This window comes from Saccharothrix sabaoui (genome assembly GCF_051756985.1).
GTDB lineage: Bacteria > Actinomycetota > Actinomycetes > Mycobacteriales > Pseudonocardiaceae > Actinosynnema.
The window spans coordinates 1-10,795 of sequence record NZ_JBPKJK010000233.1 but is presented as its reverse complement, the minus strand read 5'-3'; the positions used below and the strand labels follow the sequence as shown (position 1 = coordinate 10,795).

The 10,795-nt window shown below is 75.4% G+C and carries 10 protein-coding genes; 5 read left to right on the top strand and 5 right to left on the bottom strand.

All coding sequences use genetic code 11. From position 1 onward, the window contains the following. Positions 1-429 (bottom strand): hypothetical protein (locus tag ACR807_RS38915; protein ID WP_438926543.1); only part of this gene is annotated, 429 nt, incomplete at its 3' end. Positions 430-667: 238 nt separating this feature from the next. On the opposite strand from ACR807_RS38915, the gene ACR807_RS38910 reads away from it, so the two are divergent. Further along, positions 668-2,524 (top strand): DUF8189 domain-containing protein, encoded by a 1,857-nt coding sequence (locus tag ACR807_RS38910; protein ID WP_438926542.1) that lies wholly within the window; start codon positions 668-670, stop codon positions 2,522-2,524. 147 nt (positions 2,525-2,671) lie between these two features. Continuing rightward, positions 2,672-3,094, top strand: coding sequence for a Fur family transcriptional regulator (locus ACR807_RS38905; protein WP_438926541.1), 423 nt, complete (start codon positions 2,672-2,674; stop codon positions 3,092-3,094). Here the strand turns inward: ACR807_RS38905 and ACR807_RS38900 are convergent. Continuing rightward, entirely contained in the window at positions 3,058-3,759 is a 702-nt protein-coding gene (locus ACR807_RS38900; RefSeq protein WP_438926540.1) for an alpha/beta fold hydrolase, read from the bottom strand. The genes ACR807_RS38905 and ACR807_RS38900 overlap by 37 nt on opposite strands. Positions 3,760-3,926: 167 nt before the next feature. Between ACR807_RS38900 and ACR807_RS38895 the strand changes: the two genes are divergently transcribed. The 3 genes from ACR807_RS38895 (at position 3,927) to ACR807_RS38885 (ending at position 7,324) form a co-directional block, all read left to right on the top strand. Beyond that, complete coding sequence (locus ACR807_RS38895) at positions 3,927-4,901, top strand: helix-turn-helix transcriptional regulator (protein WP_438926539.1); 975 nt, start codon at positions 3,927-3,929, stop codon at positions 4,899-4,901. A 74-nt stretch (positions 4,902-4,975) separates the two neighbouring features. After that, a complete protein-coding gene (locus tag ACR807_RS38890; RefSeq protein WP_438926538.1) occupies positions 4,976-6,796 on the top strand; it encodes an ATP-binding protein in 1,821 nt (606 codons plus the stop codon). A gap of 93 nt (positions 6,797-6,889) precedes the next feature. Beyond that, positions 6,890-7,324, top strand: a complete 435-nt coding sequence (locus ACR807_RS38885) for a hypothetical protein (protein ID WP_438926537.1) — start codon at positions 6,890-6,892, stop codon at positions 7,322-7,324. A gap of 89 nt (positions 7,325-7,413) precedes the next feature. On the opposite strand, the gene xynA is transcribed toward ACR807_RS38885, so the two are convergent. From xynA to ACR807_RS38870, 3 genes are all read right to left on the bottom strand, one after another. Beyond that, the gene (gene xynA, locus ACR807_RS38880; RefSeq protein WP_438926536.1) at positions 7,414-8,103 is read right to left on the bottom strand and encodes an endo-1,4-beta-xylanase XynA; all 690 of its coding nucleotides are present in this window, start codon (positions 8,101-8,103) and stop codon (positions 7,414-7,416) included. Between the two features lie 260 nt (positions 8,104-8,363). After that, positions 8,364-9,572 carry a serine/threonine-protein kinase gene (locus ACR807_RS38875; RefSeq protein ID WP_438926535.1) on the bottom strand — a complete coding sequence of 403 codons (1,209 nt, stop codon included), beginning with the start codon at positions 9,570-9,572 and terminating at the stop codon, positions 8,364-8,366. Positions 9,573-9,657: 85 nt separating this feature from the next. Next, on the bottom strand, positions 9,658-10,707 hold the full coding sequence (locus tag ACR807_RS38870; RefSeq protein ID WP_438926534.1) for an NAD(P)-dependent alcohol dehydrogenase: 1,050 nt from the start codon (positions 10,705-10,707) through the stop codon (positions 9,658-9,660). Positions 10,708-10,795 lie beyond the last annotated feature (88 nt).

Genomic DNA, 10,795 nt, shown 5'->3' with positions numbered 1-10,795 from the left:
GGGGCAGGCGTCGTTGAGCGGACCGCCGTCGGCGAAGTCGCCCACGACCTGACCGCCGCCGTTGAGCAGGTCCACGCCGTCGCCGCCGAACATGTCGTCGTCACCCCCCTGGCCGTAGACCCGGTCGTCGCCCGCGCCGCCGACCACGAGGTCGTCGCCGTCCAACGCGCAGACGACGTCGTTGCCCTGGAGCCCGTAGATCGTGTCGTCGAACGGCGTCCCCAGGATCACGTCGGGCAGGTTCGTCCCGAACGTGACCACCCCGGGCACGGCGAAGATCGTGGGCGCGAGCCCCGCGCACGCCTGGGCCCAGGGCGGCGGCACGGGGTCGTCCGAGGCGGAGGCGGTGCCGCTCGCCGCGAGCAGCCCGCCGCCCAACACCAACGCGCCCGCACCCGCGAGCGAGGTCAACCTGGTGCGCATGGTCATGTCCGAGCCTCCGTCTTGCCGGTCGTGACGCCTCCTGGCGGCACCGCACCAGGTTCCGCACCGGGCGCTAGCCAGGCGTTAACCACGGGGCCGCCACCCCGGTGCCGCCCGCCGACCACGGGCGCGCGCCGGTGAACCGTCCGGACGCGGCCGGCCGGGTGACGGGGGGCCGGTCCGCTTGTGGTGACCGGCCCGGCGCGCCGAGAGTCCCCGGTCCGGGGATTCGCGAGGGGGCGGCATGAGGCGTGCGTCGGCGGCTGTACTGGTGGTCGTGCTGGTGGTGGTCGGGTGGACGCCCCCGGCGGCGGCGGTGGCGGCGGGCCTGACCATGCAGGTCGTGGCGCACGAGGACGACGACCTGCTGTTCATGAACCCCGACCTCGACCAGACCATCCGCACCCGCACGCCCACGGTGACCGTGTTCGTCACCGCCGGGCAGATCACCGGGGCGGGCGGCACGGACGAGGAGCGCGCCCGCAACCGGCAGCGCGGCATCCAGGACGCCTACGCGCGGATGGCGGGCGTGCCGGACGTCGACCCGGGCGCGCAGGAGGAGTGGCGCGGCGCGCTGGTGCCCGTGGCCGGGCGGCAGGCCGAGCGGTACGTGCTGGCCGGCCGGGACGATGTGCAGCTGGTGTTCCTGAACCTGCGCGACGGCCGGCTCGGCGCGGTGCGCGACAGCGGGGCCGTGGACCTGACCGTGGTCCCGGCCGGCGGACTGGTCACGACCTCCTACTCCTACGACCGGGCGGGCGTCGTGGCGGCGCTCGCCGGCCTGATGGACGCCTACCGGCCGACGCTCGTGCGGGCGCAGGACCCGCTGCCGGACGCCCGGTACGCGGGCGACCACTCCGACCACGTGGCCGCCGCGCGGTTCGCCGACGACGCCGTCCGCGCCCACGGCGGGCAACCGGCGCAGGTCCACTACCGCGACTACAACAACACCAGCGTGCCGAACAACCTGTCGGCGTCCACCCTGGCGCGCAAGAGCTCGATCTTCGACCAGTACCTGCGCTACGACGGCAACACCGGCCTGCGCGGCTACCTGGCGGGCATGAACCACCGCTGGCCGCGCGGCACGGCGTGGTCCGGGCGCAACGCCGACGGGCGCCCGCAGCTGTTCGTGGTGCGCGGCGGCGTGCCGCACACCTACTGGCAGACGCCGTCCGGCCCGTGGGCCGGACCGGGCGGCCTCCCGGACCCCGGCGGGCCGCTCGCGCAGGGCCTGGCGGTGGCCCTGGGCCCGGACGGGCGGCTGGAGCTGTTCGCGCGGCGGCAGACCGACCACCACCTGCTGTCCCTGCGGCAGACCGCGCCGAACGGCGGGTGGAGCGGGCCGTGGACGGACCTCGGCAACCCGAACACCGCCTTCGGCAACGCCGACCAGGTGGGGCTGCCGGCGGTGGCCGCCAACGCGGACGGGCGGCTCCAGGTGTTCGTCAAGAACGGCGGCGGCGGGGTCAGCGCGAAGCACCGCACGGCGACCGGGTGGAGCGACTGGGTCGACCTGTTCGGCACGGACGTGCAGGACGGGCTGACCGCGGTGACGACGCCCGGCGGCACCGTCGAGCTGTTCGCGTCGACCCGGTCGCGCCTGCTGCGCTGGTACCAGGCCCAGCCCAACGGCACCTTCACCCGAGACGAGACCCTGCCGTCGGCCGTCCCGGCCGGTCCGCCGTCGGCGACCCTGGCGCAGGACGGCCGCGTCGAGGTGCTCTACCGGCGGGCCGGCACGGAGGAGGTCGTGCTCACCGTGCGGACGGCCGCCGGCTGGGCCGGTCCGGTGGTGCTCGGCGGGCACGGCGGCGTGGGCCAGGTCGCGGCGGTGACCGCGCCGCCGGGAGCGGACGCCCGCGTCGTGGTGCTCCAGCGCAACGGCGGCACGGGCGTGAGCGCGGCGCGGCAGCAGGGGCCGAACGCCGGCTACGGGACGTGGACCGACCTGGGCGGTGTGGTCGCCGACTCCCCGACCGCGGTCCGGGACGCGCGGGGCGCGCTGGTCGTCGCCGCCGTCGGCACGGACGGCGCCGTCCACCTCCGCACCCAGCAGTCCGCCACCGCCGACAGCCCGTTCGGCCCCTGGCAACGCCTCTGACCTCCACCGGCACCCGCGAGACGCGGCTCTTCACCGTCGCCTCCGGCGGGCGCGGTTCGCGCGATGCCCGCCGGAGGCGGTGCGGGAGCGCGCAGTCCCGGGATGCCGATCTTGATTCGTGCCGGCGGTTCGGTGAGACTGCCCGGCGTGCCCACGGCTTCCGACTTCCGGCGCGTGCTGCGCGAGGCGTCCCTGCGGGTGACGGGACCCCGGGTGGCCGTGCTCTCCGCGGTGCACGCCCACCCGCACGCGGACACCGACACGATCGCCGGCGTGGTCCGGGAGCGCCTCGGCGCGGTGTCCCACCAGGCCGTGTACGACGTGCTGCGCGTGCTGACCGCCGCCGGCCTGCTGCGGCGCGTCGAACCGCCGGGGTCCGCCGCGCGCTACGAGGCCCGGGTCGGGGACGACCACCACCACGTCGTGTGCCGGTCCTGCGGCGCCGTCGCCGACGTGGACCGGGTCGTCGGCGTCGCCCCCTGCCTGACCGCCGCCGACGACCTCGGCTTCACGATCGACGCGGTCGAGGTCGTCTACCGGGGCCTGTGCCCCGGCTGCTCCGGCGGGTGAGCGAGGAGCGCCGCCAGCTCGGCCGGCCTGGTGATCATCGGCCAGTGCCCCGAGTCGAGGTCGGCGAACTCGACGTGCCCGGCCGCCGCCAGCTCGGGCACGTCGCCGTCGGCGACCCACCCCCGGGCCTGCTCGGGCGAGAACTCCGGGCACACGACCAGGACCGGCACCCCGTACCGGCGTTCGTCGGTCAGGCGCACCACGCCCTTGCTCACGCCCTCGGGCACCGGGACGGCGGCGGCGGCGAAGCGCTCCCTGGCCGCCTCGTCGAGGTCGGCGGAGTCCGGTCCCTCGAACACCTCCCAGCCCGGGAAGGGCACGACGCCGTCCACCGGTTCGAAGAAGTCCGCGTAGGGCCGCCCGTCGCCGGTCGGGAAGCCGCCCACCAGGACGACCCCGGCCACCCGGTCCGGTCGCGCGTCGGCGGCGAGCCAGGCCAGCGTGCAGGCGGCGGAGTGCCCCACCACCACGGGGTTCCCGGACGCCGAGTCGACGGCGGCCAGCACCGCGGCGACCTGGTCGTCCAGGGTGGCGGAGGTCGACCCGTCGCCCTGTCCGGGCAGGGCGACGGGCACGGCGCAGTGGCCGAGCGCCTCCAGCTCGGGCACGACGCCGTCCCAGGCGGACGCGTCGAGCCAGAGACCGGCGATGAGCAGGACGTCCACGGTCAGCTCCCCTCGTGCGGTGCTGCCGGAACCGGTGCGGCCGGACCCGGTGCGGTCGGACCCGGTGCGGCGGGGGTGCGGTCGTGCGGTTCGGTCATGGGCGCCACGCTACGACCGGTTCCGGACGATCCGCTTCCGGTTCGTCCCGGGAGGACTACTCTCCTCGCGTGCCGAGCGACGCCAGCCCCACCGCGCGGGCGCTGCGCGCCGTCGAGATCCTGCGGACCCGCCCCGGGGTGACGGCCGGCGAGCTGGCCGACCGGCTCGGCGTCACGGAACGCGCCGCGCGCCGGTACGTCGGCATCCTCCGCGAGGCGGGCATCCCGGTCGAGTCGACCAGGGGGCCGCACGGCGGGTACCGGCTCGGCCGCCGCACGCGGCTGCCCCCGATCGTCTTCACCGAGCCGGAGGCGCTGGGCCTGGTGATGGCGGTGCTCGACGGCCGACCGGCCGCCGCGGCCGCCGACGACCTCGTCGGCACCGCCCTGGACAAGGTCATCGGGGCGCTGCCCGAGAACGTGGGCCGGCAGGCCGCCACCCTGCGGGAGCACGCGTCGGCCGCGCCCGACCGGTCGGCGGCCCGGCCCGACCCCGGCACCACGGGCGCGCTCGTCGCCGCCGTCGCGGCCCGCCGCCGGGTGCTGGTCGCGTACCGGAGCGGGGCCGGCGACGAGTGGGAGGCCGAGGTGGACCCGTGGGCGGTCGTCGTCCGCCACGGGCGCTGGTACCTCCTGTGCCGCTGCCACCGGGCGGAGGCGGTCCGCACCTACCGGGTCGACCGGGTCCGCGCGGTCCGGGAGACCGGGCGCGGGTTCGAGCCGCCGGAGGGCCTCGACCCGGTGGCGGCCGTGGAGGAGAACCTGGGCGTCGGGTGGGACTTCCCGACGCGCGTGGTGTTCCACGCGCCGCGGGCCGAGGTGGCGCCGTGGGTGCGCCCGCCCATGGGGCGGCTCGAACCGCTGGGCAGCGGCTGCGTGCTCATCGGCAGCACGAGCAACCCCGCCATGTACGCGCAGGAGTGGCTGGCGACCGTGCCGTTCGCCTTCCGCGTCGAGGGCGGGCGGGAGCTCCGCGCGGCGGTCGCGGCGGTCGCCTCGCGCTTCGCCGCCGCCCTGACCGATCGGCCCCTCTCGAAGGGGTGATTCGGTTACCCCGAACGTGGGGCGCACCGACACACCCGCCGTGGCGCCCGGACCGCTGTGCTTGCATCGACGGCGTGGACGGCAGACCGAACCACTTCGCCGTCGAGGGGGACGTCGGCACCGTCGTCATCGGCGACCACGACGTCCTGTGCGACCGCCGGGGCACGACGACGAGCCCGACGCGCCCGCCCACCGCGCGCCGCCGCACCCCGCCGCCCTCGCTGCTGTGGGCGACCCGGGACGCGCCCCTCGGCCGGGAGGCCGAGCTGCGCGCGGTGCACGACCACCTCGACGCGCGGCGGCACGTGCAGGTCCACGGGCCCCCGGGGTGCGGGAAGTCGTTGCTGCTGCGGCACGTCAGCCGCGACCGGCCGACCGGCGACGGCGTGATCTGCCTGTCCGCCAACGGGAAGACGGTCGACGACCTCGTGCAGGACGTGTTCGAGGCGTGCTACGAGGCGCCGGTGCCCTACCGCCCGTCACCGGCGCACCTGCGCCGACTGCTGGGGCCGGTGCGGGCGCTGCTGGTGCTGGACGACCTCTCGGACGACCCGGAGGACATCGAGTTCGTGCTCGACGCCGTGCCGGGCTGCACCGTGCTCGCCGGGTCGGTGGAGCGGACGCTGTGGGCGGCGGGCCGGGCCGTGCGGCTCGGGGAGCTGTCGGAGGACGCGGGCACCGCCCTGGTGCGCCGCGTCCTGGGCCGCGAACCGACCGCGGCCGAGCTGTGGCGGGTGCGGGCCGCCCGGGGCAGCCCGCCCGCCCTGCAACGCATCGGCACCGCCACGCTCGACCCCGTGCGCGGGCGGGTGCTGCGGGTGCTCGCCCTGCTCGGCGGCGCGGCGTGCCCGGTCGCGCTGACCGCCCTGCTCGCCGGGGTCGACCCCGCCGCGGTCGGGCCGGTGCTGGCGGACCTGGAGCGGGTCGGGTTCACCGCCGCCTCCGGCGACGGCTACCGGATCGCCGTGGAGTTCGACGAGGTCGCCGCGCCGGAGCCGGTCGCCACCGCGCTGGCCGACTGGCTCCGGCGCGGACCGGACGGCCCCGAGGTCGTCGCGGCCGGACCGGTGGTCGTCGCCGTGCTGCACGCGGCGGGCGCGACACCGGCGGCCCTCGACCTGGCGCGGACCGCGGCGCCCGCGCTGCTCCGCGTGCTGCGGCTCGGCGCGTGGGGGCAGGTGCTGCACCTCGGCGCCGACGTCGCGGACCGGCTGGCCGCCACCCGTGAACTGGCCTACTTCCGGCACGAGATCGCCGTGCGCGACCGGCTCCTGGCCGGGGCGCGGGAGCGGCCGTCGTGGCAGGTCCTGACCCCGCTCGTCCTGCTCCTGCTGTTCGGGGTCGGCATAGCCTGGGTGGCGCTGAACGCGCGCGGCACGTCCGACCCGGGAACGCCCGCCCCCGCGCCGGCCGGTCCCGGGCCGACCTCCAGCACATCCGGCCCCGGCCCCGAGCCCGTTCCCGCGACCGTGCCGGAACCGGGGCCCGGTCCCGGGCCGACCGCCGCGCCCACCGCCGCACCGGCCCGGGACGTGCCGTGCCCGCCGGTCCTGCCCGCGACCCGGGAGTTCGCCGGTCCCGGCGACACCGCCTCCCTGTCGATCGCCGCCACGCCGTGCACCGGTGCCGTGGCGGCCGGGCGCGTGTCGCTGGAGGGGGCGGGCGCGGCGTCGTTCACGGTCGGGTCCGACTGCCCGGAGGTGCTCGCGGTGGGGGAGGGCTGCTCGCTCACGGTGTCCTTCGTGGCCGGGGAACCCGGTTCCCACTCGGCGAGCCTGGTGCTCCCGGGCGCGGGCGCGACGGCGTTGACCGGGGTGGTCGAGGAGGAGGAGCCGGTGTCGACCGGCCCCACGACCGAACCCGCCACGCCCACCGGTGAACCGTCCGCGCCCTGAAAGAGCAGGGTGCGGGCGCGGTCTTTGCGCCGAACGCGGTCTTGCCGCCGCGCCGGGCGCGCGGGACGGTAGCCGCGACGAGAGGGGCGCGCGATGGTGCGGCAACTGCTCCGGCGCGGCGCGGTGGTGGCGGCGGTCGTGGCCGCGGTGCTCGGTCCCGCGCCGGTCGCGGTCGCCGCGCCGACGCTGGAGGTGTCGGTGACCGGGGCCCGGGCGGCGGCGGACGGGCAGCGGGTCGTGCTGACCGGCCGGTACGCGTGCGGCCCGTTCTCTCCCGACTTCGACGGGGTGGTGGACCTGACCGTCGTGCAGGAGCGCGACGGCGTGACCACGACCGGCTACGGCTACCTGTACCCGGCGGTGTGCGACGGCGCCGAGCAGGTGTGGTCCGCGCCGGTGGACAGCGTCGGCGGGCCGTTCGTCGCGGGCCGCGCCCGGGTGTCCGGTTCGGGCTACGCCTGCGACCGGGCTCCCGGCGGCGGGTGCGCGTCCGGTTCCTTCGGCCCCACCACCGTGCGCGTCCGGTGAGCGCCCCGCCCGACCCCCTGTGACGGCGGCGCGACGACCACCAGGCCGCCGCGCCGCGCGCGGTCCGTCGAGCGGTGCCCCGGCCGGGGTCAGCTCACCGTGATGTTGGAGTTGCCGCTGCTCTGGTAGCCCTCGGTCGCCATGATCATGTAGTACCGGAAGCCGCCCAGCTGCATCCCGGCGCGCGACCACGCGTCGAAGTGGTTGCCGGTGGTGATGGTGCCGCCGACCTTCTTCTGCTGCCGGACGCTCCAGAACTGCGGGAAGGTCTTGGTGCCCTCGACGGACGGGGCGTTGTAGCGCATCGTGTGGTAGATGTCGTACGTGCCGCCGTCGCTGGTCACCGTGCCCCGGTGCGTGCCCGTCGGCCGGTAGTTCCCCCAGCTGTCGACGATGTAGTACTCCACCAGCGGGTTCGACGTCCACCCGTACAGGCACAGGTAGCCGTTGCCCGACGGGTTGAAGCTGCCCGAGTACCGCACCGTCCTGCGGCTGCCCGTGCTCCAGCCCTTGCCGCTGACGAAGTTGCCGGTGTTGCGCCACGACGTGCTGTACTGCCCGCCGGACCCCATGGTCATGGAGACCGTGCCCTGGCTGTCGGTCCAGAACGAGTAGTAGTAGCCGTTGTGGGTGCCGGTCTGGTTCGTGTTGACGGTCTGGGCGTGGGCGGTGCCGGGCAGGATCAACGCGGACGTCGCCAGCGCCAGGGTGCTTCCTGCGCCGCCGAGGAACAGTCTGCGGCTGATCGGGTGGGCCGGGGCGTTGTCGTCCTTGTGCACGCTTTTCCTCCTCGTTGAGGCCGGCGAAGGACCGGGCGGCGAAGACCCTTCGGTGCAGACAGTGTTCGACCGGGTGCGACGCGTTGTCAACGATTCTCGTAAGCTTGCGAAAGAACTATCGCAAGATTGCGAAAGAATGCCACCGCCACCTGCGGTGAGCCGATCTGAACGGCATCGTCGCAGGTGGCGGCGGTCAGGAGGCGATTATCGGCACAGCGTACCGTGCTTTTCCGGCGGTGTTCGGACTTTCCCGGCGGTGTTCAGAGCCGGCCGGTCGGCAGGCGGCCGGCGACGATGTCCGCGACCTGTTCCGCGGTGAACGGCGGGTCGAGGAGGTCCTCGCGCTGGGCGTGGCACCGGAACATGTCCGCGATGTAGTGCATGCGGTCGGGCAGGTCCGACCAGTCGCGGGCGGCGGTGTCGAGGAGGCTGTCGGCGGTCGGGTCGACGAGCCGGAGCAGCGCGAGCAGCTCGGGGTGGGACAGCTCCGCCAGCAGCGGGGGGAACGTCGCCGGGAGGTCGTCGCCCAGGTCGAGCAGCTCGCCGCCGGGCAGCGCCAGCGTCATCAGGTGCCGGGTGACCAGGCGGCGGGCCGGCGCGCGGGCGTGGTCCGCCACCTGCTCGGCGGCCAGGCGCACCGGGGTCCGCCTGCCGAGCGCGGTCAGCAGCGCGAGGCGCAGCCACCGGAGCACCCGGTTGTCCGGCAGCAGCAGGTCGAGGAGGCGGCGTTCGAGTTCGCGCGGGTCGACGAGGGGCCCCTCCATCGCGGCGGTGATCTCCGGTTGCAGCCGGGTCTGCTCGTGCAGGCCGATCTCCACGTTGGCCAGCAGCAGCAGCTCCGCCCGCTGCTTCGGGTCCTCTGTGGACATCGCCAGGCGGTAGCGGTCGAACGCCTGCCGGAGGTAGCGCTGGCCGTCGGGCGGCTCACCGGGCCGCAGCGCGGCGCGGAACTCCGCGATCGCGGCCTCGTCGGGCTCCGCGCCGTCGGCGAACGCGGCCAGGAAGCGGGCGAACTCGCGGGCGATCTCCTCGAAGACCTTGAGGTTCCCCCGCGCGCCGGCGTCGCCGACGGCGTCGAGCCGCGCGGTCGCCACCACCGCCCGGCGCACCCGCTGCTCCACGTCGTCCAGCGCGTGCTTGGGGAAGGCCCGGCGCAGCCCGCGGACCACCAGCTCGACACCGGCGGACACCTCGGGGGAGGACGTGAGCTGCCGCTCCAGCGCCCGCGCCAGGTCCTCCTGCCGGATGGTGCGGCCGATCTGCTTGGACGCCCACACCGCGAACGTGCACCAGTTCGCCGACCCGCCGGTGCGCGCGGACAGCGCCCGCGACAGCTCGTGGTAGCAGTGGGTGATCCGCAGGTTGCGCACGACCGGATCGGTGTGCGCGGCGATCAGGTCGACGTCGGCGACCCGCGGCGGCGCACCGCTGTCGCCGGTGGCGTGCACGTCCGCACCTGGCTTGCTCATGACCGCGACCTTCCTGCGGGCTGCACCCTGGTCATCGTCGCCCGGGGGGTGAACGTGACAGACCGCCCCGCCGCCCGCGCCGGGGTCAGATGGTGGCGGCGTCGATGACGAAGCGGTAGCGCACGTCGCGGTCCAGCACGCGGTCGAACGCCTCGTTGATGCGGTCCGCGCCCACGACCTCCACGTCGGCGCCGATGCCGTGGGCGGCGCAGAAGTCCAGCATCTCCTGCGTCTCGGCCATGCCGCCGATCTGCGAGCCGGCCAGCGCGTTGCGCCCGGGCAGGAGGGAGAAGACGCTCACCGACAGCGGCTGGTCGGGGATGCCGAGGTAGACCATCGTGCCGTCGGTGGTCAGCAGGGACAGGTGGGCGTCGACGTCCAGCGGCGCGGACACCGTGCAGAGGATGAGGTCGAACGTCCCCGCGAGGCGCTCGAAGGTCGCTGGGTCGCCGGTGGCGTGGTGGTGCCGGGCACCCAGGCGCAGGCCGTCGTCACGCTTGGCCGCGGACTGGGACAGGACGGTGACCTCGGCGCCCATGGCGGCGGCCATCCTGACCGCGAGGTGGCCGAGCCCGCCCAGGCCGAGCACGGCGACCTTCTTGCCCGGTCCCGCCTTCCAGCGCTTCAGCGGCGAGTACGTGGTGATGCCCGCGCACAGCAGCGGCGCGGCCTCGGCCAGCGGGATCTGCTCCGGGATGCGGTGGACGAAGTGCTCGTCGACGACGATGTGGGTGGCGTAACCGCCCTGGGTGGGCTCGTCGCCCCGGTAGCGGTCGGTGTCGGAGTAGGTCTCGACCGAGCCGGCGCCCGTGCAGTACTGCTCCAGCTCGCTCTTGCAGTTGTGGCACTCGCGGCAGGAGTTGACGATGACGCCGACGCCGACCCGGTCGCCGACCGCGTGGCGGGTCACCTCGGGGCCGACCTCGGTGACGACGCCGGCGATCTCGTGCCCCGGGACCATCGGGAACAGGCCCTTGCCCCAGTCGCCCCGGACCTGGTGGATGTCGGAGTGGCAGATGCCGGAGTAGCGGATCTCGACGGTGACGTCGCGGGGGCCGGGCGCACGTCGCTCGATCGTGGTGCGGGTCAGCGGCGAACCGCTGGATGCGGCGGCGTACGCGGCAACGGTGGTCATCCGGGACTCCTTCGCGAGATCGTCCGCTTCGGGGTCCCGAAACGGACATTCGATTTACTTCCTCGCGAACAGGAGTGCCCGGCCCGAC

What these genes read in the sequence shown, in the direction of transcription:
- ACR807_RS38910 (WP_438926542.1), top strand. Translation starts at nt 668, where the DNA reads ATGAGGCGTGCGTCGGCGGCTGTACTGGTGGTCGTGCTGGTGGTGGTC.
- ACR807_RS38875 (WP_438926535.1), bottom strand. Translation starts at nt 9,572, where the DNA reads ATGAGCAAGCCAGGTGCGGACGTGCACGCCACCGGCGACAGCGGTGCG.
- ACR807_RS38885 (WP_438926537.1), top strand. Translation starts at nt 6,890, where the DNA reads ATGGTGCGGCAACTGCTCCGGCGCGGCGCGGTGGTGGCGGCGGTCGTG.
- ACR807_RS38870 (WP_438926534.1), bottom strand. Translation starts at nt 10,707, where the DNA reads ATGACCACCGTTGCCGCGTACGCCGCCGCATCCAGCGGTTCGCCGCTG.